14 protein-coding genes are annotated in these 20,292 nt (G+C 69.6%); 8 read left to right on the forward strand and 6 right to left on the reverse strand.

Translation table 11 applies throughout. The features are described 5' to 3' along the window. Nucleotides 1-409 precede the first annotated feature (409 nt). A complete protein-coding gene (locus tag ACFZBP_RS29980; RefSeq protein ID WP_391417634.1) occupies nt 410-859 on the forward strand; it encodes a glucose PTS transporter subunit IIA in 450 nt (149 codons plus the stop codon). An 85-nt stretch (nt 860-944) separates the two neighbouring features. After that, nucleotides 945-2,615 (forward strand): phosphoenolpyruvate--protein phosphotransferase, encoded by a 1,671-nt coding sequence (gene ptsP, locus ACFZBP_RS29985; protein ID WP_383458471.1) that lies wholly within the window; start codon nt 945-947, stop codon nt 2,613-2,615. A 70-nt stretch (nt 2,616-2,685) separates the two neighbouring features. Here the strand turns inward: ptsP and ACFZBP_RS29990 are convergent, their stop codons facing one another. Beyond that, entirely contained in the window at nt 2,686-3,579 is an 894-nt protein-coding gene (locus ACFZBP_RS29990) for a hypothetical protein (protein ID WP_383458474.1), read from the reverse strand. A 136-nt stretch (nt 3,580-3,715) separates the two neighbouring features. Then, nucleotides 3,716-5,683 (reverse strand): acetoacetate--CoA ligase, encoded by a 1,968-nt coding sequence (locus ACFZBP_RS29995; protein WP_391417636.1) that lies wholly within the window; start codon nt 5,681-5,683, stop codon nt 3,716-3,718. A gap of 212 nt (nt 5,684-5,895) precedes the next feature. Between ACFZBP_RS29995 and ACFZBP_RS30000 the strand changes: the two genes are divergently transcribed. Then, complete coding sequence (locus ACFZBP_RS30000; RefSeq protein WP_391417638.1) at nt 5,896-8,268, forward strand: TIM-barrel domain-containing protein; 2,373 nt, start codon at nt 5,896-5,898, stop codon at nt 8,266-8,268. Here the strand turns inward: ACFZBP_RS30000 and ACFZBP_RS30005 are convergent. After that, nucleotides 8,259-8,795, reverse strand: a complete 537-nt coding sequence (locus ACFZBP_RS30005) for an NUDIX domain-containing protein (protein WP_383458483.1) — start codon at nt 8,793-8,795, stop codon at nt 8,259-8,261. The two genes, ACFZBP_RS30000 and ACFZBP_RS30005, sit on opposite strands and share 10 nt — an antisense overlap. Before the next feature lie 50 nt (nt 8,796-8,845). After that, a complete protein-coding gene (locus ACFZBP_RS30010) occupies nt 8,846-9,652 on the reverse strand; it encodes a M15 family metallopeptidase (protein ID WP_391417640.1) in 807 nt (268 codons plus the stop codon). 158 nt (nt 9,653-9,810) lie between these two features. Between ACFZBP_RS30010 and ACFZBP_RS30015 the strand changes: the two genes are divergently transcribed. The 5 genes from ACFZBP_RS30015 to glpK all read left to right on the forward strand — a co-directional run bounded on the left by ACFZBP_RS30015 (nt 9,811) and on the right by glpK (nt 15,922). Continuing rightward, nucleotides 9,811-10,236 carry a Zn-ribbon domain-containing OB-fold protein gene (locus ACFZBP_RS30015; RefSeq protein ID WP_383458730.1) on the forward strand — a complete coding sequence of 142 codons (426 nt, stop codon included), beginning with the start codon at nt 9,811-9,813 and terminating at the stop codon, nt 10,234-10,236. Continuing rightward, a complete protein-coding gene (locus tag ACFZBP_RS30020; RefSeq protein WP_391417641.1) occupies nt 10,233-11,423 on the forward strand; it encodes a lipid-transfer protein in 1,191 nt (396 codons plus the stop codon). Before ACFZBP_RS30015 ends, ACFZBP_RS30020 begins: the two co-directional genes overlap by 4 nt. Nucleotides 11,424-11,530: 107 nt before the next feature. Further along, nucleotides 11,531-13,183, forward strand: a complete 1,653-nt coding sequence (locus tag ACFZBP_RS30025; RefSeq protein WP_391417643.1) for an EAL domain-containing protein — start codon at nt 11,531-11,533, stop codon at nt 13,181-13,183. Between the two features lie 479 nt (nt 13,184-13,662). After that, the gene (locus tag ACFZBP_RS30030) at nt 13,663-14,388 is read left to right on the forward strand and encodes an MIP/aquaporin family protein (protein ID WP_383458495.1); all 726 of its coding nucleotides are present in this window, start codon (nt 13,663-13,665) and stop codon (nt 14,386-14,388) included. Nucleotides 14,389-14,410: 22 nt separating this feature from the next. Continuing rightward, nucleotides 14,411-15,922, forward strand: a complete 1,512-nt coding sequence (glpK, locus tag ACFZBP_RS30035; protein WP_391417645.1) for a glycerol kinase GlpK — start codon at nt 14,411-14,413, stop codon at nt 15,920-15,922. Between the two features lie 129 nt (nt 15,923-16,051). Here the strand turns inward: glpK and ACFZBP_RS30040 are convergent, their stop codons facing one another. Continuing rightward, nucleotides 16,052-16,657 (reverse strand): ATP/GTP-binding protein, encoded by a 606-nt coding sequence (locus tag ACFZBP_RS30040; RefSeq protein WP_383458501.1) that lies wholly within the window; start codon nt 16,655-16,657, stop codon nt 16,052-16,054. Beyond that, entirely contained in the window at nt 16,638-20,288 is a 3,651-nt protein-coding gene (locus ACFZBP_RS30045; protein WP_391417648.1) for a hydantoinase B/oxoprolinase family protein, read from the reverse strand. The genes ACFZBP_RS30040 and ACFZBP_RS30045 overlap by 20 nt, the downstream gene beginning before the upstream one ends. Nucleotides 20,289-20,292 lie beyond the last annotated feature (4 nt).

The following is a 20,292-nucleotide window of genomic DNA, read 5'->3' on the forward strand; positions in this document are numbered from 1 at the left end:
GGCGTTGATTTTTGGCACGCTGTTGAGTTCTCAAGGAACGGACGCTTCCTTTGTACTCACCCTCTCGGGCTTTCCTCCGGGCGCTTCCCTTCGGTGTTCCAAACTCTATCAGGGTTTTTCCGGCCCCCTGACCACCGCCCTGCAGGCATGCAGAAAGTGACCCCGGGATAGGATCTGACAAGTTTGATGCTGCCGGACGAGGATGCGTAGTTGCGTCACTCAGCCCCAAGCAGGAGTACGACTGTACACGCGCCGACAGAGCGGGTGCAAATCGATATGAGGTATGGTCTAGACCACTCTGGAGTGCCCGCGCGGAACCGGCACTTCGTGTGACATACCCTGCTGAACAGTGTGCCGTCCGCACAGGCAGCGACGGCCCATATCGATCTCCACCCCTGGGAGGCTTCCCATGACCACCGTCACGTCCCCACTTGCAGGACGCGCCATCGGACTGGCGTCAGTGCCGGATCCGGTCTTCTCCGGGGCCATGGTCGGCCCCGGCACGGCGATCGACCCGGTGCGTGAGCCGTCCGAGGCGGTGTCGCCGGTTGACGGAGTCATCGTCTCCCTCCACCCCCACGCCTTTGTCGTCGTCGATGAGCAGGGGCACGGTGTACTCACCCACCTGGGCATCGACACCGTGCAGCTCAACGGCGAAGGCTTCGAGCCGCTCGTGAACAAAGGGGACACCGTGACGCGCGGCCAGGGCGTCGTCCGCTGGGACCCCTCGGCCGTCGAGGCGGCGGGCAAGTCCCCGGTATGCCCGATCGTGGCCCTCGAAGCCACTGCGGAGGCCCTCTCCGAACTGCGCGACAACGGCGATGTGAAGGCCGGCGACAGTCTCTTCGTCTGGAAGTGACTTCGGTGCCGTCCTGAGGCGGCAAGTAAGAAGGACGACAACCACCGCGGCGGCGGGACCCGCCGCACTATCGGAGACGGGTGAGATGGAGACAACGCTGCGAGGCGTCGGCGTGAGCCACGGGGTGGCGATCGGCGAGGTTCGGCACATGGGAACGGCGGTGCTCGAGCCGCCTGCCAAGCAGATTCCGGCCGAGGACGCGGAGCGTGAACAGGGGCGCGCTCGTAAGGCCGTGGAAGCCGTGGCAGCCGACTTGATGGCGCGCGGCAATCTGGCGGGCGGCGAGGCCCAGGCGGTCCTCGAGGCGCAGGCCATGATGGCCCAGGACCCGGAACTGATGGCGGACGTGGATCGGCGGATCGCCGTGGGCAGCACTGCCGAGCGTGCTGTGTACGACGCCTTTGCCGCGTACCGCGAGCTGCTGGCGGGTGCCGGTGAGTATCTCGCCGGTCGTGTGGCCGACCTCGATGACGTGCGGAATCGTATCGTCGCTCGTTTGCTCGGGGTTCCGATGCCGGGTGTCCCGGACAGCGACGAGCCCTACGTCCTGGTCGCTCGCGATCTCGCTCCGGCCGACACGGCGCTGCTGGACCCGGCTCTCGTTCTCGGCTTTGTCACCGAGGAGGGGGGACCGACCAGTCACAGCGCGATTCTGGCGAGGGCCCTCGGTGTGCCGGCGGTCGTCGCGCTGCCGGGTGCCGGTGAGCTCGCCGAAGGCACGGTCGTCGCTGTCGACGGCAGCACGGGTGACATCTTCGTGAACCCGACCGATGCCAAGAAGGCGGAGCTGGAGGCCTCTGCCGCGGCACGTAAGGCGGCGCTCGCGGCATCGACCGGACCGGGTGCCACGGCGGACGGCCACAAGGTGCCGCTGCTCGCCAACGTCGGCGGGCCGTCGGATGTGCCGGCCGCTGTCGAGGCGGGCGCCGAGGGTGTCGGTCTGTTCCGGACCGAGTTCCTCTTCCTTGACGACAGCAAGCAGGCGCCGTCGGAGGAGAAGCAGGTAGAGGCCTATCGGCAGGTGCTCGAGGCCTTCCCCGAGGGCCGTGTCGTCGTGCGTGTCCTGGACGCGGGCGCGGACAAGCCGCTGGACTTCCTGACTCCGGCCGACGAGCCGAACCCGGCGCTGGGTGTGCGGGGTCTGCGGACGCTGTTGGATCACCCTGAGGTGCTGCGTACGCAGCTGACGGCACTCGCGAAGGCGGCCGAAGGGCTTCCTGTCTACCTCGAGGTCATGGCCCCGATGGTGGCGGACCGTACCGATGCGAAGGCGTTCGCGGACGCGTGCCGTGCGGCCGGGCTTCAGGCGAAGTTCGGTGCCATGGTGGAGATTCCGTCGGCCGCTCTGCGGGCGCGTTCGATCCTGCAGGAGGTCGAGTTCCTGTCGCTGGGGACGAACGACCTCGCGCAGTACACCTTTGCCGCGGACCGTCAGGTGGGTGCTGTGTCCCGGCTTCAGGATCCGTGGCAGCCGGCGCTGCTCGACCTGGTCGCGTTGTCCGCGGAGGCGGCGAAGGCCGAGGGCAAGAGCTGTGGTGTCTGTGGTGAGGCGGCGTCGGATCCGCTGCTGGCGTGTGTGCTGACCGGTCTGGGTGTCACCTCTCTGTCCATGGGTTCGGCGTCGATTCCCTATGTCCGGGCGACGCTGGCGAAGTACACGCTGGCGCAGTGTGAGCGTGCTGCTGCGGCCGCGCGGGCGGCGGACAGCGCCGAGGAGGCGCGCAGTGCCGCTCAGGCGGTGCTGTCCGGCGAGTAGTCGGGCCGGTCGGCCGGATCGTGCTGGTCGTGGGGCGCTCCACTCTTCGGGTGGAGCGCCCCGTCCGTGTTCAGTGGCTGTGTGCCGTTGGAGTCTCCTCGTCGCCGAGATCCGGCGGTACGCAGTAGTCGACGCCCGATTCCGGGGAGATGAGGTCTCCGGAATCGATGTCGGTGCAGTAGGCGTCGAAGACTTCGCCCGCGGTGAGGGGTTCCAGGCCCTCTCCACGCAGGCGCCAGCCGTAGATGCGGTCGGAGGTGCCGGGGGCGCTGGTCCGCATGACGAGTCCGCCGGGGCTCTGGGTGGCGAGGCCGAGGGCCAGGACGGTGGTGAATTCCAAGGCTTCGGCCTCGTCGAGGTGGGTGGCGCCCTCGGCGTCTTCGTCGGCGTGCAGGACGGAGACGAGTGTCTCGGGGGTTCGCGTGACACTGCAGACGAGGTGCCGGCTTCCCGGGTGGGCCGTGTCGAGGATGCGGACGACGAGGTTCGAGGCGCGGGCGAAGGCCGCGCGGCCGATGTCCTCGCCGCAGGTGGCGCAGGCGCCGAGGCGTGCCAGGAGGGTGGACGCGTACTCCCAGGTGGCTTGTCGGACGGCTTCGTCGACGAGGGCCGGGACCAGGTCTGCCAGGGGCTGGCCCTGGTAGGGGACGGTGGGTCCGGTCGTCGCAAGTTCGGCGGTGAAGCGCGTGCGGCTTGACGGGTTGTCGGGATCCAGGCCCGTTTCCGCGCAGAACTCGGCGTATTCCTGTGGGTCGAAGAGGGCGATCGTCGTATGGGTGCCTTGGGAGGCTCGGGTCCTGAGGAGGGCCTCCACCTGCTCGAGGTAGATCTTGTGATCGTCAAAGGTGAAGCTGCGGTAGTGCCGCATGGCACGGAAGTCGTGCTCGTCGGTCAGCAGGCCGATGGTGCCGGCGATTTCGCGGCGCAGGACGCGCCGCATCGTCTGGTCGTCGGTGTGTGCCATGTTTCCCCCTGTGCGCAGTCGATCAATGCTCACTCACAGTAACCGGCGGCACTGACAACGGCTTCGGGGAGAGGGCGTCGCAGGCGTCCGGCCTCGGGCTTCTCCTCAATCTGCGGGGCCCGAGGCCGGGTGTGAGTCAGGCGCGCTTGCGGGCGAGTTCCTCGTAGAAGTGGAGGAGGTCGAGGTTGTCGATCGAGCCCGGGTTGACCGCCTTCTCCAGTGGGGTGCCCTGCAGGAGGCGCTTGACCGGGACCTCGATGCGCTTTCCGGTGAGGGTGTGGGGGACGCCGGGGACCTCGATGACCTCGTCGGGGACGTGACGTGGTGAGAGCTGTTCGCGGATGGTCTGCTTGATGCGGTTCAGGAGGTTCTCGTCGAGCACGGCGCCCGGAGCAAGGTGCACGAACAGGGGCATCCAGTAACCGCCGTCAGGCTGTTCGATGCCGATGACGAGGGATTCCTTGATCTCGGGGAGGCGTTCGACCGCTTCGTAGATGTCGGCGGAGCCCATGCGAACGCCCTGGCGGTTGAGCGTGGAGTCGGAGCGGCCGTGGATGACGACGGAGCCGCGGGAGGTGACGGTGATCCAGTCGCCGTGGCGCCATACGCCGGGGTAGGTGTCGAAGTAGCTGTCGTGGTACCGACTGCCGTCGGGGTCGTTCCAGAAGTAGATCGGCATGGACGGCATCGGGTTGGTGACGACGAGTTCGCCGACCTCGTCGGTGACGGGGTTGCCGCTGGGATCCCAGGACTGCAGGTCGGTGCCGAGGCTGGGGGCCTGGAGCTCGCCGATGTGCACGGGCAGGGTGGGCACGGCTCCCGCGAAGCAGGAGCACACGTCCGTGCCGCCGCTGACGGAGGCGATCCAGAGGTCGTCACGGACCTCGTCGTGCAGCCAGCGGAACCCGTCGGGCGGCAGTGGTGATCCGGTGGTGGCCACGCACTGCACCTTGGTGAGGTCGAAGTCGCGTCCGGGGTGGACGTCGGCCTTGCGGCAGGCCATGACGTAGGCGGCGGAGGTGCCGTAGAGAGTGGCTCCCGTGCGTTCGGCGATGCGCCATTGGGCGCCTGTGTCGGGGAAGCCGGGGCTGCCGTCGTAGAGGACGATCGTGGTGCCGGTGAGGAGGCCGGAGACGAGGAAGTTCCACATCATCCAGCCCGTCGAGGTGTACCAGAAGAAGCGGTCCTCGGGGCCCAGGTCGCAGTGCAGGCCTAGTTGTTTGAGGTGCTCGACGAGGATGCCGCCCTGGGACTGGACGATGGCTTTGGGCAGGCCGGTCGTGCCGGAGGAGTAGAGCACCCAGAGGGGGTGGTCGAAGGGGAGCTGTTCGAAGACGGGTTCCTCGTCGGCGGCGGTGAGGTCCGACCACTCCAGGGCGCCTTCGGGGGCCTCGGTGCCGAGGAGGGGGATGTGCACCACGGCGCGCAGCGTGGGCAGTTCGCGGCGCAGTTCGGCGACGATGTCGCGGCGGTCGTGCTCCTTGCCGCCGTAGCGGTAGCCGTCGACGGTGAACAGGACGATCGGTTCGATCTGCTGGAAGCGGTCGAGGACGCTGCGGGCGCCGAAGTCGGGGGCGCAGGAGGTCCAGACGCCGCCGACGGCGGCCGTGGCCAGGAGGGCGACCACGGCCTGGGGGATGTTCGGGAGGTAGCCGCTGACGCGGTCTCCGGGGCGTACGCCGAGGGCTCGCAGCTCGGCGGCGAGGGAGCCGACCTGGCGGCGTAGTTCGGACCAGGTCACGGGGCGGGGGTCGTGGGACTCGTCGACGTACAGGAGCGCGGGTTCGTCGGCTCGGGTCGCGGAGGCGCGCAGGGCGTGCTCGGCGTAGTTCAGGGTCGCGCCGGGGAACCATTGGGCGCCGGGCATCGAGCGGTCGCCGAGCACGCGCGCGTAGGGGGTGGAGAAGCGTACGTCGAACCACTCCGTGACGGCTTTCCAGAAGGTGTCCAGTTCGTCGACCGACCAGCGGTGCAGGGCCGCGTAGCCACCCTCGGAGGGGGCGCCGTGGTTCCCGGCTGCCCAGGCCTGGAATCTGGTGACCTGGGCCTGGGCGATGCGTTCCGGATCTGGCTGCCAGAGCGGCTGAGGGTTCATGATCGACATGGAGCGGCTCCCGGACTGTGCGCGTCGTGTGCGTCTTCCGCGCACGGCTGGGTTGTGCGCGTGACGCGGCTGACACGGACGATGCCATGTGATCGACTTCTGCACCAGGGTCCGCCCCACATAGTCCGTGTCGTGAAGATGTGGTCCCAGCACGGGTGAACGGCAGTTGAACGACACGCGCGCGTGGGGCGGTCAATGGCAGGCTGAGCAGCATGGACGGTCGTGACCTGGTGCGTTCGATGAAGGTGGTCGGTTCTGTGGGGGCGGCCCAGGGGTTGCGTACCGTGCGGGCGGCGTGGCGTAGGAGGCGTGTCGACGCCGCGGGGCTGCCGCCGCGGGGTGCCGAGCGCGCTCGGGTGCCCGGACCTGTCCAGGAGGCGCGGCCGGGGCCGGGCGGCGGTGTGATCCGGTTCAGCCGGTCCGAGCTGCGTATCACCGTCGCTGTGAACGGGGCCGTCTTCTGGGGCTGGGACGGGGCCGGTCCCGAGCCGTCGTACGCGCTCGTGGACCGCGTTCCGGAGCCGGATCCACGCGCGGTGCTGGAGCCCGACAAGGACGGCGGCTGGCGGGTCGTGGCCGAACGGGTGACGGTGGTCATCTCGCGGCACGGCGCCGTGGAGGTGCAGACGCCCGGGGGTGTGACGCTGCGGCGTGAGCTGCCGCCGCGCTGGTGGGAGCCGGTGGGTAGTGGATCCGCACGGTGGATGCAGCGCTCGGAGGTGGCCGCGGACGCGCGGTTCTTCGGGCTCGGGGCGCGGTCTTCCGGCCCTCGGTTGAGGGACGGAACGTATCGGCTGTGGAACACCGACCCCGGCCATGCCTTCGGCCCGGGCGCCGATCCGCTGTACATCACCATGCCCGTGCAGTTGGTGGTGGCCGACGCGGCCACGCACCTGGTGTTCCACGACACCTCGTGGGACGGCACGGTGACGCTGCGGGAGGGCGCGGAGGGGGCCGGTTCGGGGCATGACCGGGCGGGGACGAGCGAACTGCGGATGGACGGCGGTCCGCTGCGCTGCTGGGTGATGGTGGGTACTCCCGCGCGCGTGCTGCTCGTCTGGGCCGCTCTCACCGGGGCGGCCGCGCTGCCGCCGGCGTGGGCGCTGGGCCACCAGCACGCGCGGTGGGGCTTCGGCAGCGAGCAGGAGGTGCGGCGGATCGTCTCGGGGTATCAGGAGCGAGATCTGCCGCTGGATGCCGTACATCTGGACATCGATCACTACGACGAGCATCAGGTGTTCACGGTCGACCAGGAGCGTTTTCCCAAACTGCCGCAGCTCGCGGAGGACTTGCGCGGGGACGGCATCCGCCTGGTGTCGATCGTCGACCCGGCGGTCAGGGCCGTGCCGGGCAATGCCGTGTATGACGGCGGGTCGGCCGAGGACGCGTTCGTCAGGGACGCCTCCGGGCGGCTGGTGCGGGGGGTCGCCTGGCCCGGGGAGTCGGTTTTCCCGGACTTCACGCACGCGCGCGTGCGTCGGTGGTGGGGTGGTCTGTATGAGGAGCGGCTGGGGCAGGGCTTCTCGGGTTTCTGGCATGACATGAACGAGCCGACTTCGTTCGCGGCGTTCGGAGAGTCGACGTTGCCGCGTTCGGCCCGGCACTCGCTGGAGGGGCGGGGCGGGGACCATCGGGAGGCGCACAACGTCTACGCCCTGTGCATGGCCCGGGCCGGTTTCGAGGGGCTGCTCGAACTGGCGCCTGAGGAGCGCCCCTTCGTCTTCTCGCGTTCCGGGTGGGCCGGCATGCAGCGGTACGGCGGGACCTGGTCCGGGGACGTGGCGACCGGCTGGCCGGGGCTGCGGGCCTCGCTGTCGCTGGTCATGGGCCTCGGGCTGTGCGGCGTGCCGTACTCGGGGCCGGACGTGGGCGGCTTCGACGGGAGTCCCTCGCCGGAGCTGTATCTGCGGTGGTTCCAGTTGGCCGCGTATTTGCCGCTGTTCCGTACCCACGCGAGTCTGCGGGCGGGGCGCCGGGAGCCTTGGGAGTTCGGTCCCGAGGTGCTGGAGCACGCGCGCGTGGCGCTCGTCGAGCGTCGCAGGCTGCTGCCGTACTTCGTGACGTTGGCGCATCTGGCCCGGCGTACCGGGGCGCCTTATGTGCGTCCGCTGTGGTGGTCGGCGCCCGAGGACCGCGCGCTGCGTGACTGTGAGGATGCGTTTCTGCTGGGCGACTGCCTGCTGGTGGCACCGGTGCTTGATCCGGGCACGGACCGGCGTGCGGTGCAGCTGCCGCGAGGGCGCTGGTACGACACGGCGACGGGGCGGGCGTACGAAGGACCGGGGCAGGTGCTCGTCGAGGCGCCCTTGTCCCGGGTCCCGGTGCTGGCGCGCTCGGGCGCCGTCGTCCCCGTGCGTGGGGACGACGGCGGGCTGGAACTGGAGGTGTGGGCGCCGGCCCTGGGGCGTACCGGGGGCGGGCTGGTCGTGCCTGATGCGGGGGACGGCTGGGACGAACCGGAGATCGAGCGTTACGTCACCCGCTGGGAAGGCCGGAAGCTGCTGGTCGAGCTGGAGCACGAGGACGGCTTGATCACGTCACCCCGTCCGGTGCGCATACGAGGGCTCGACGAGCGTCAGACGTAGCGGCCTTCGAAGAACGCCTTGACGGCCAGCGTATGCAGCGGAAAGGCCAGCTCCTCCGGCCTGTGCAGGAGGTGCCAGCCCTCGGTCTCGTCCGTGGCGGCCGAGGTCGGGAGACGGTCGGCGGGCCGTTCCGGCAGGAGGCCGAAGAGCAGCAGGTGGCCGTCGGGGGAGCTCATCGCGTCGGCGAGTCGTACGTCGCGGCCGGCCGCGTCGATACCGGTCTCTTCCTTGAGTTCGCGGACGACGGCCTGCCGCCAGTCCTCGCGATCGTCGATGTAGCCGCCGGGCAGGGCGATGCCTCCGCGCGCGGGGGCGACGGTTCGGGTGACGACGACCAGGGCTGTGCCTTTGGTGTCGTACACGGGCTGGAGGGCGACGGCTACCGGCAGGGGGTTGCGGTAGGCCACGGTGCCGCACGCTGGGCAGGTGCGGGGCCAGCCGGAGACGCCCTCTCCGTAGGGCGCGCCGCAGCGCGAACAGTGGGAGCCTGCTGCGGAGTTGGGGACGGAGAACTGAGTTTCGGACACGCGGCGGACTGTATCCGATCAGCGGAAGGGCGTCTTCCGGGGGCCTGTCATCAGAGCTTCGGAAGGGAGTTCCAGGACACGGGGAAGTCGAAGTAGGTGTCCGGATAGGGCTCCGGCTTGAATGTGAAGTGCCACCACTCCTCGGCGAGGTTCACGAATCCGAGGGCTTCGAGGGTGCTCTTGAGCAGCAGTCGGTTGGCGCGCTGTTCGCCCTGGATGCGCGGGTCAAGGGTGTGCGAAAGCGTGTCGAAGCAGTCGAATCCGGTGCCCATGTCGACGGAGTTGTCGGGGAAGCGCTGGCCTTGCGGCGCGTAGCAGGGCACAAGAGGCTCTCCAGGTACGTAGGGCCTGGTGGGCTTGGCCGGTAGCCTGACGATCGTCAGGTCCATGGTCGAGCCGCGGCTGTGGCCGGATCTCTCCGCGATGTATCCGTCCTCGAAGAGACGGGTCTTGTCGACGTCGGGGTAGAACTCGCCCTTCAGGGCCTGGTCGTCGAGGTCTTTCGCCCAGCGGACGAAGTGGTCGACGGCGCGCTGGGGCCGGTAGCAGTCGTACACCTTGAGTGTGTAGCCCTGGCGCAACAGCCGCTTCTGGGCCTGGTGGAGTGCTTCGGCGGCGGGTCGGGTGAGGATGCAGAGGGGTTGCCGGTAGCCGTCGATGCGCTCGCCCACGAAGTTGTGCGGGGTGAAGTAGCGCATCTCCTGGATGATGGTGGGATCCACGGTTCTCAGCGCCACGAAGTTCTCCGGCGCCCGGGGCTCGGGTTTCGCCTGGGCGGTGGCGGGAGCGGCGGTCACGGCGAGCAGGGTGGCGAGGGTGGTGACCAGTCCCCGCACGGCGGTCGAGAGTCGTGTCATGTCTCCTGCGTCTATCAGGAGTCCATTCCGCGAGGGAAGTGGTCGGACGCAGTCCACTCGCAAGGTCACCCTGCCGCTTCGCGGTTGCCCGTGGCACACTTCTGACGTCCCGTCAGATCAAGTCCTGAGGAGGGACCATGCCACGCACGCGCACGCCGGTGGTCGCCGGGTGGTTCGCCGGTGACGGGGACGACTTCCGGCTGCTGGGCACCCGCTGCTCGACCTGCGCCTCGGTCTTCTTTCCGCGCGAGGACGCCCACTGCCGCAACCCGGGCTGCTCCGGCGGCGACCTGGAGGAGTTCCCGCTCTCGCGGCGCGGGCGCGTCTGGTCGTACACCGACAGCCAGTATCGACCTCCGTCACCCTATGTGACCGATCCGGAACTTCCGTGGGTGCCGTACGCGTTGATCGCTGTGGAGCTGGAATCCGAGCGCCTGGTGGTGCTGGGACAGGCGGTTCCCGGGGTCACCGTCGCCGATCTGACGGTGGGCATGGAGGTCGAGGTCGTTCCGGGCGTGCTGCACGAGGACGCCGAGACCATCTGGACGACCTGGCATTGGCGGCCGACGGGGGTGGCGGCGTGACGGACGAGGTGGCGGTGCTCGGTGTGGGCATGCATCCCTGGGGCAAGTGGGGACGCGGCTTCGTCGAGTACGGGGTGGCGGCGGCCCGCGCGGCACTCGCCGACGCGGGACTGGAGTGGCGGGACGTCGGGTCGATCGTCGGTGCGGACACCGTGCGGGGTGGCTATCCGGGCTATGTGGCCGGGGCGACGTTCGCGAAGGCGCTCGGCTGGCAGGGCGCCCGTGTCACGAGTGTGTACGCGGCGTGCGCGTCGGGGGCGCAGGCCGTCAACACCGCGCGGGCGCAGATACTTTCGGGACTCGCCGACGTGGTGCTCGTGGTGGGCGCCGATGCGGCTCCCAAGGGGTTCTTCCGGCCGGCGGGCGGTGACCGACCCGACGATCCGGACTGGCTTCGCTTCAGGGTTCTCGGCGCGACCAATCCCGCGTACTTCGGGCTGTACGCGCGTCGGCGGATGGCTGTGCACGGGGATACGCCTCAGGACTTCGCGCAGGTCAAGGTGAAGAACGCCGCCATGGGCGCGATGAATCCGTACGCCCGCTATCGCAAGCGGGTCACCGCCGAGGAGGTCGCCGCCTCCGCGGTGGTCGCCGACCCGCTGCGGCTGCTCGACATCTGCGCGACCTCGGACGGAGGGGCGGCGCTCGTACTGGCCGGCATGGAGTTCGCGCGTCGGCACGACGCCATCGATCCGGTACGGATCCGGGCGGTGTCCACGGTGACGCCGCGCTACCCGAACACGGTTCTGGATCTGCCCGACATAGCGACGGACTCGGCTGCGGCGGTGCGCCCGGCGGACGGGACGTTCCGGGAATCGATCGCGCGCGCGGCCTACGAGGAGGCGGGCATCGGTCCCGAGGATCTGAGCTTCGCGGAGGTCTACGACCTGTCCACCGCGCTGGAGTTGCAGTGGTACGAGGATCTGGGGCTGTGCGGCCAGGGCGAGGCCGCGAAGCTGCTGCGGGACGGCTCGACAGCGCTGGGCGGACGCATACCCGTGAACACGAGCGGCGGCCTGGCGTCGTTCGGGGAGGCGGTTCCGGCCCAGGCCATCGCCCAGGTCTGTGAACTCACTTGGCAGCTGAGAGGAGGTGCGGGTGACCGGCAGGTCGCCGGGGCGCGGGTGGGCATCGCCGCGAACCAGGGGCTGTTCGGGCACGGGTCCGCGGTGGTCGCGGTGCGCTGAGGCGTGCCGACCAGGCATATGTCTACGCTGCGTAAGCAACCCGAAATCCTGTGTGAACGTCTCATGAACTGGGCTCGGGCTTACGTGGTCGGCGCAATCATGCTTCCGTGGACTCCTGGACGGATACTCTGCGCTTCGCTTTCCAACCGGTGGTCAATCTGACGACCGGGGGAGTCGCGGGGCTGGAGATACTCGCCCGCCCGGAGGCCGGCGACGTCCTGGCCGAGGCCCGCCGTGATCCTGAACTCGACGGCCGGCTGGCCGTGTCGGCGTTCCGTGCGGCGGCTCGCAAGGAGACGTTGCTGCCCCTGTACGTCAACGTGTTCGCCGGGACTCTCGCCGACCTGGGCGGGCTCACACCGCTGCACGACGCCGTACGCGCGGCGGGTCGGCTGCCGTGGGAGGTGACGATCGACATCGGGCCTCCTTACACGCACGTGCCTCAGCAGGCGCTGTTGGAGGCGATCGGCGCGCTCCGCGGCCAGGGCTTCCCGATCTGTGCGGATGGCGTCGGCGACGGAGACGTGCCGTTGCGGTTGCTCACGGACATGGCGCCGGATCTGGTGAAGCTGGACGCGTCCCTGCTGGCGCGGCCGGCAGGGGTACGGGCCATGCGGACGCTGTGCGAGCAGTTGGGCGCGCTCCTGTGCGTCGAGGGCGTGGAGACGGAAATGCAGTGCGCCTCCGCGGTGTCGGCCGGTGCGCAACTGGCCCAGGGTGAGTTGTTCGCCCCGCCGGCTCGGTTGCCCGCGGCGGAGGTATACGTTCCGCCGCGCTCCCCCGGGCCGGCGGCAACGTCGCGATCGGGGCCGTCGGTACGGGAGTTCGTGCGGCCGGCCGCACTGCTGCCCGCCACCGCGTCCGCGGGCCAGGTCCGGGCGCTGCTGACCGGGTCGCCGGACGTGTCCGGGGTCCTGTTGGTGGACCGGAGCGGTGTTCCGGTGCGGTCGGTGCATCGTTCCCGCTTCCTGCTGTCGATGTCGGGGCGCTACGGCCATGCCCTGTACGCGGACCGCCCCGCGGCCAAGCTCGGGGATCAGCCGCGCACGGTGGGCGTCGACGCCACCGCGTGGGAGGTGCTGGACGTCGTCGCGGACGGCGGCAGGGCCCGTACGTCGGACGATGTGGCCGTGGTCGACCGGTACGGCCGCTGTGTGGGCGTCGTACGTCTCGCGGACCTCGTGCGGGCCCTCGCCGAGACCCGCGTCGAGGAGGCGGCCGGCCTCAACCCGCTGACCCGGCTGCCGGGCTCGGACGCGATCACCGGGGAGGTGGACCGGCGGATCGCGGACGGCCGGGCGTTCGCGCTGAGTTGGCTGGATGTCGACCACTTCAAACAGGTCAACGACGGAGCCGGCTTCGCGGCGGGCGACGAGCTCATCCGGTCGGTGGGACGGGCACTGCAGCACGTGGCGTCGGACAGTACGCGCGTCGGTCACATCGGAGGGGACGACTTCCTGGTGCTGGCGGACCCCGAGGGGTTGAACCCGCTGGCGGCATCGGTCCTCGACGCGCCCTGGTCGGCGGCTGGACGTCCCGTCACATTGTCCCTGGCCACCGTGTTGTGCGAACCCGGGAGCGTGACGGATCACCGGCAGGCGGCCTCCTGTCTGGCGCCGCTGAAGAAGGCAGCGAAGTCGCTGAGCGGGGCGAGCTGGGTGCTGGGCCGAGCGGGGCTGCCCGGGCTGGAGATCCTGCGCGGGGTGGAGGCCGCCCCGCCCCAGGCGCAGTGCGCGGTGGCGGAGCCCGGCAGGGGGTGAGACGCTTTCTCCACGTGGCCGACGGTGGCTGAAAAGTGACCGCAGGCCTCAGCACAGCCATGACCATCGGCCACTGCCGGGTCCAGCAGGAACTGGCCTGCCTGCCGGCCTCAGCAGGGCCTCGGTGCCCATCCCACCCACCAGCGGGCGCGCCAGGAGCACGGTCGGCGTGGGTCCGTGACCCGTCGGCACGCCCACAACCGTTGGCGTCGGCGACCTTGACGCCCCCTGGACGCCGGTGAACACTTCCCGGTGTCAGCCGACATCGCCGTACATTCTCGGCGTATCCACGCACTGCGCCGTGCGATTCCGCCTGTACCAAGGCCCACTCCCCCACGGGTGATTCGGCTGTTACGGCACGCTCGTCACGGACGCCGGGCGGGGCGCGGGACCATCCCTGCCTTCGGCTGAAGTCGCCATGGGAAACGCACCCCGCAGGAGACCGGGCCGATGGTCCCGGTCAGGGCCTAGGAGCCGCCATGAGCAATGGAGACATATTCCTCGGTGAGGTCATCGGGACCGCGATCCTGATCCTCTTCGGGGCCGGCGTGGTCGCCGCCGTCGTACTCAACTACTCCAAGGCCAAGGACGCGGGCTGGGTCGTCATCGCCTTCGGCTGGGGTTTCGGCGTGATGGCCGGCGCGTACACCGCGGCTCCGCTGTCCGGTGGACAGCTGAACCCGGCCGTGACGCTCGGGATCGCCATCGACACCGGGGAGTGGGACAAGGTTCCCGTCTACATCGCAGGCCAGATGGTCGGCGCGATCCTCGGTGCGGTGCTGTGCTGGCTGGTCTACTACGCGCAGTTCCAGGCCAACGCCGATGAAGAGATCGCGCAGCCGACCCTCGGGATCTTCTCCACCGCCCCCGCGATCCGCAACACCGTGGCGAACCTCGTCACCGAGATCATCGCGACGATCGCGCTGGTGCTGCCGATCCTCGCCTTCGGCCTGACCAAGGGACTCGGTGTCTCCGGCACCGCGATTCTGATCGTCTCGTTCCTGGTGGTCGGCATCGGTCTGTCGCTCGGCGGTCCCACGGGATACGCCATCAATCCGGCCCGTGACCTGGGCCCCCGCATCGTCCACGCCCTGCTCCCGATTCCCAACAAGGGCACCTCGGACTGGGGTTACTCGTGGATTCCGGTGGTCGGACCGCTGATCGGCGGGGCGCTGTCCGGGCTCATCTTCAACGCAGCCTTCTGAAGGAACCGACGAAGGGGACGCCATGACGGACAAGTTCGTCGCCGCCATCGACCAGGGCACGACGTCGAGCCGCTGCATCATCTTCAACCAGGACGGCGCCATCGTGGCCGTCGACCAGCGTGAGCACCGCCAGATCTTCCCCAAACCGGGCTGGGTGGAGCACGACGCCACCGAGATCTGGTCCAAGGTGCAGGCGGTGGTCGCCGGTGCCATCGCCAAGGCCGGGCTGCGCGCGGACCAGCTCAGCGCGCTCGGCATCACCAACCAGCGTGAGACGACGGTTCTCTGGGACCGGGCCACAGGCAAACCGGTGCACAACGCGATCGTGTGGCAGGACACGCGTACCGCGGCGTTGTGCAACCAGCTCGGCGGCTCGGACGGGCAGGACCGTTTCCGCGAACAGACCGGCCTGCCACTGGCCAGCTACTTCTCCGGCCCCAAGGCGGCCTGGCTGCTGGACAACGTGCCCGGTCTCAGGGCGCGTGCCGAGCGCGGTGAGATCGCCTTCGGCACGATCGACTCCTGGCTGATCTGGAACCTCACCGGTGGCACGGACGGCGGGCACCACGTCACCGACGTGACGAACGCCGGACGCACGATGCTGATGAACCTGGAGACCCTCCAGTGGGACGCCTCGATCCTGTCCGCCATGAACGTGCCGGAGGCCATGCTGCCGGAGATCAGGTCCTCCGCCGAGGTCTACGGGACCGCCGTCGGCCAGCTGGCCGGGGTGCCGGTCGCCTCGGCCCTGGGCGACCAGCAGGCAGCCGTGTTCGGGCAGGCCTGCTATGACGTGGGCACGGCGAAGAACACGTACGGCACGGGCAGCTTCCTGCTGCTCAACACCGGCAACCGGCCGGTGCCGTCGAAGAGCGGCCTGCTGACGACGATGGGCTACAAGATCGGCAGTGAGGCGCCGGTGTACTGCCTGGAGGGGGCGATAGCGATAACGGGCGCGCTGGTCCAATGGTTCCGCGACCAGCTCGGCATCATCCGCACCGCCGACGAGATCGAGCCCTTGGCGGCCAGCGTCGAGGACAACGGCGGCGCGTACATCGTGCCCGCGTTCTCCGGTCTGTTCGCGCCGTACTGGCGTTCCGACGCGCGCGGGGTGATCACCGGCCTGACGCGTTACGTCACCAAGGCGCACCTCGCCCGCGCGGTCCTGGAAGCGACGAGCTGGCAGACGCGCGAGGTCGTGGACGCCATGTACCAGGACTCCGGCGTGGAGATCACGACCCTGAAGGTCGACGGCGGCATGACGAAGAACAACCTGCTCATGCAGCACCAGGCGGATGTGCTCGACGTGCCGGTGATCCGGCCCAAAATCTCCGAGACGACCTGTCTGGGGGCCGCGTACGCTGCCGGGCTGGCCACCGGCGTGTGGAACGACCTGGACGAGCTCAAGGCGCACTGGGCGAAGGACGCCGAGTGGACGCCCGGCATGACCGCCGACGTGCGTGATCGCGAGTACCACAACTGGCGCAAGGCGGTGGAGAAGAGCTTCGGCTGGCTGGAGGACGGCGAGAGCTGACGGGACGGTAGAAGCCGAAGAACGGTCCACGCGCGTGTGCGTCCCCTTGTGAGAGCCACGCGCGCGTGCCCATGAACCACGGCTCGTACCCCGGTCGGCGGGGGTACGGGCCGTGCCCGTCTCGCGGCCTCAGGTGGTCACGGTCTCGCGGCGGTCCGCCTGGAAGGCCATCGCGTGCTGGACGACACCGATGAGGATCTCCTTCACGGACTCCCGGTCGCGGGCGTCGCACAACAGCAGCGGTACGTCGCTGTCGAGGTCGAGGGCCTGCCGTATGGCCTCCACTGGGTAACGGTCCGCCCCCTCGAAGCAGTTGACCCCGACGAGGAAGGGTATGGAGCGCCGCTCGAAGTAGTCGACGGCGGCGAAGCAGTCCTCGAGGCGCCTGGTGTCGGCGAGCACGACGGCGCCGAGCGCGCCTTCGGACAGCTCGTCCCACATGAACCAGAACCGCTCCTGTCCGGGTGTGCCGAACAGGTACAGCACCAGGTCCTCGCGCAGGGTGATGCGTCCGAAGTCCATGGCCACGGTGGTGGTCCGCTTGGCCTCGACACCGCTCGTGTCGTCGACCGGGCGTCCGGCCTCGGTGAGCAGTTCCTCGGTGCGCAGCGGCCTGATCTCGCTGACCGCGCCGACGAGGGTCGTCTTGCCCACGCCGAAGCCGCCGGCCACCAGGATCTTGAGCGTGACGGGCTCGACCGGAGGCTTCCCGCGCTCAGAACGCCCGAAGATCATCGATCTCTTCTCCTGCTTGATGGGGGTCGCGCGACGGCCGGCCGTAGCCTCCGCCGCCAGGGGTTTCGATGACGAGTACGTCGCCGGGTCGGACGTCCGCGGAGTCGCTTCCGCCGAGCGCGGTGACCGTTCCGTCGGCGTGTTCCACGCGGTTGGCGCCCAGCGCGCCGGGTTCGCCGCCCGCCATGCCGTACGGCGGGACCCGGCGGTGCTGGGACAGCGTGGAGACGGTCATGGGCTCCTGGAACCGGATGCGGCGCACGGCACCGTCCCCGCCGCGCCACTGCCCGGCCCCGCCGCTGCCACGCCGTACGGCGAACTCGTCGAGCCGCACGGGCAGTCGCCACTCCAGCACTTCGGGATCGGTGAGCCGCGAGTTGGTCATGTGGGTCTGGACGACGGGCGCGCCGGGGAACCCGTCGCCCGCTCCGGATCCAGAGGCCACGGTCTCGTAGTACTGGTGGCGTTCGTTGCCGAAGGTGACGTTGTTCATGGTGCCGGAGCCCTCGGCCTGGATGCCCAGGGCGGCGTAGAGGGCTCCGGTGATGGCCTGGGAGGTCTCCACGTTGCCCGCGACGACCGCTGCCGGGGGTTCGGGGGCGAGCATGGAACCGGGCGGCACGACGATGTCGAGGGGGCGCAGGCAGCCGTCGTTGAGCGGGATGTCGTCGGCGACAAGGGTGCGGAAGACATACAGGACCGCGGCGTTGACGACCGAGAAGGGGGCGTTGAAGTTCGTGGCCAGTTGTGGGGACGTGCCGGTGAAGTCGACGGTGGCGGAGCGGTTCTCGCGGTCCACGCGCACGCGTACCCGGATGAACGCGCCGGAGTCGGTCTCATAGGCGTACTCACCGTCGTCCAGGGCGTCGATGACACGGCGTACTGCTTCCTCCGCGTTGTCCTGGACGTGCTTCATGTATGCCTGAACGACGGCGAGGCCGAAGTTTTCGATCATGCGGGCGACTTCGTCGACGCCCTTCTGGTTGGCCGCGATCTGGGCGCGCAGGTCCGCGAGGTTGGTCTTGGGGTTGCGGGACGGGTAGGGCGCGTCCGTGAGCAGACGGAGGGTCTCCGGCTCGCGGAAGCGACCGTTCTCGGCGAGCAGCCAGTTGTCGAAGAGGATGCCCTCCTCGTCGATGGTGCGGCTGTTCGCCGGCATGGACCCGGGGGCGATACCGCCGATCTCCGCGTGGTGGCCGCGTGAGGCGACATAGAAGAGGATCTCCGGCTCACGCTCCGTGTTCGTCGCGCTGTTCGTGTCGAAGACGGGGGTGATCACGGTGACGTCGGGGAGGTGGGTGCCGCCGTGGTACGGGTCATTGACGGCGTAGGTGTCGCCGGGGCGCATACGCGAGCCGCGGCGGCGGATGACCTCCTTGACGCTGGTGCCCATCGAGCCCAGGTGGACGGGGATGTGCGGGGCGTTGGCCACCAGGTTTCCGTCGGGGTCGAAGAGCGCGCAGGAGAAGTCCAGGCGTTCCTTGATGTTGACGGACTGGGCCGTTGATTCGAGGCGGGCGCCCATCTGTTCGGCGATGGACATGAAGAGGTTGTTGAAGACCTCGAGAAGAACCGGGTCGGCTTTCGTGTCGAGATCGGAACTCTCCGTAATCGCCGCGCGTTCCATGACCAGATGCCCGTCGTCGGTCGTCGCGGCTTGCCAGCCGTCGTCGACGACGGTCGTCGCGCCGGCCTCGGTGATGATCGCCGGGCCGGTGACCGTCTCGCCGGGGGGCAGGTCCTCACGGCGGTGGAGGGGTACGTCGCGCCAGGTGCCGCCCGTGTGGAGGCGGACGGTCCCCGGTGCGGCCGGGCCGCCTTCGGGGGCGGCCTCGTAAGGGGCGAGGACGGAGAGATCGGGGGGTTCGGTGATGCCGGTGGCTTCGACGGAGAGGGCTTCGACGACGATCGGCCGGTCGAGCGTGAAGGAGTACGTGGCGCGATGACGATCTTCGAAGGCGCGCCTCATCGTGTCGGGTTCGGTGAGCTCGACGGTGAGGGTGGTGTCGGTGCCGTCGTAGCGGAGTTGGGCGCGACGGGTGGTCTTGATGCGGTCCTCGGGGACGTCCTCGTCGAGGAGTTCGGCGCGGGCGGCGGATTCCAGGTCGTCCGCCGTCTTGAGGACGCCGGGCATCGAGGCGGCCTCCAGGGGTGCCTCGACGGACTGTTCACGCATGGCCGTGGTGTCGGCGAGGCCGATGCCGAGGGCGGAGAGGACACCGGCCATGGGCGGCACGAGGACGGTGCGGATGCCGAGGGAGTCGGCGACCATGCACGCGTGCTGGCCTCCCGCTCCGCCGAAGGTGGTGAGGGCGTAGCGGGTGACGTCGTGGCCCTTCTGCACGGAGATCCGCTTCACGGCGTTGGCGATGTTGGCGACCGCGATCTGAAGGTAGCCCTCGGCGACCTGCTCGGGCGTACGGTCGTCGCCGGTCTGCTCCCGGATGTCGCGGGCGAGGGCGGTGAAGCGCTCGCGAACGAGGGCGGCGTCGAGCGGCTGGTCGCCCGCGGGGCCGAACACCTTGGGAAAGTGGGCGGGTTGGATGCGGCCGAGCATGACGTTGGCGTCGGTGACCGCGAGCGGGCCGCCTCCCCGGTAGCAGGCGGGCCCCGGGTCCGCGCCCGCCGAGTCCGGCCCTACGCGGTAGCGGGACCCGTCGAAGTGGAGGACCGAGCCGCCGCCCGCTGCGACGGTGTGGATGTCCAGCATGGGGGCGCGCAGTCTGACCCCGGCGATCTGGGTGGTGAAGACGCGTTCGTACTCGCCGGCGAAGTGCGACACGTCGGTGGAGGTGCCGCCCATGTCGAACCCGATGACGCGGTCGAAGCCGGCGAGCTGCGACATGCGTGCCATGCCGACGATGCCTCCGGCGGGGCCGGAGAGGATCGCGTCCTTGCCGCGGAACTGTCCGGCTTCGGCGAGACCGCCGTTGGACTGCATGAACATCAGCCGTACGCCTTCGAGCTCGTCGGCGACGTGCTGGACGTAGCGGCGCAGCACGGGCGAGAGGTAGGCGTCGACGACGGCGGTGTCCCCGCGCGGGACGATCTTCATCAGGGGGCTGACCTCGCTGGACAGCGAGATCTGCGGGAAGCCGACGCGGGCGGCGAGCTGCCCGACGGCCTGTTCGTGGGCGGGGTGGAGGTGGCTGTGCACGCAGACCACGGCGACGGCGCGGATGCCGTCGTCGTACGCCTGCTGGAGGCGGCCTTCGAGGGCGTCCAGGTCGGGCGCGCGCAGGACGGTGCCGTCGGCGGCGATGCGCTCGTCGATCTCGACGACCCGTTCGTACAGCAGCTCGGGCAGTTCGATGCGGCGGGCGAAGATGTGCGGGCGGTTCTGGTAGGCGATGCGCAGGGCGTCGCGGAAGCCCCGGGTGATGACGAGCGTGGTCCGCTCGCCCTTGCGTTCCAGGAGGGCGTTCGTGGCGACCGTCGTGCCCATGCGGACCGCCTCGACGGGGTCCTGGGAACCGTCGAGCAGCTCGCGTACGCCCGCGACGGCCGCGTCGGAGTAGTGGGCCGGATTCTCCGAGAGGAGCTTGTGCGTCAGCAGCCGGCCGTCCGGGCGGCGCGCGACGATGTCCGTGAAGGTGCCGCCTCGGTCGACCCAGAACTGCCAGCCTGTCACGTCA

This window comes from Streptomyces sp. NPDC008086, from assembly GCF_042957325.1.
Lineage (GTDB): Bacteria > Actinomycetota > Actinomycetes > Streptomycetales > Streptomycetaceae > Streptomyces.

Coding starts and splice junctions, on each gene's coding strand:
- ACFZBP_RS29990 (WP_383458474.1), bottom strand. CDS start 3,579: ATGGCACACACCGACGACCAGACGATGCGGCGCGTCCTGCGCCGCGAA.
- ACFZBP_RS30010 (WP_391417640.1), bottom strand. CDS start 9,652: ATGACACGACTCTCGACCGCCGTGCGGGGACTGGTCACCACCCTCGCC.
- ACFZBP_RS30040 (WP_383458501.1), bottom strand. CDS start 16,657: ATGATCTTCGGGCGTTCTGAGCGCGGGAAGCCTCCGGTCGAGCCCGTC.
- ACFZBP_RS30000 (WP_391417638.1), top strand. CDS start 5,896: ATGGACGGTCGTGACCTGGTGCGTTCGATGAAGGTGGTCGGTTCTGTG.
- ACFZBP_RS30030 (WP_383458495.1), top strand. CDS start 13,663: ATGAGCAATGGAGACATATTCCTCGGTGAGGTCATCGGGACCGCGATC.
- ACFZBP_RS29980 (WP_391417634.1), top strand. CDS start 410: ATGACCACCGTCACGTCCCCACTTGCAGGACGCGCCATCGGACTGGCG.
- glpK (WP_391417645.1), top strand. CDS start 14,411: ATGACGGACAAGTTCGTCGCCGCCATCGACCAGGGCACGACGTCGAGC.
- ACFZBP_RS29995 (WP_391417636.1), bottom strand. CDS start 5,683: ATGTCGATCATGAACCCTCAGCCGCTCTGGCAGCCAGATCCGGAACGC.
- ptsP (WP_383458471.1), top strand. CDS start 945: ATGGAGACAACGCTGCGAGGCGTCGGCGTGAGCCACGGGGTGGCGATC.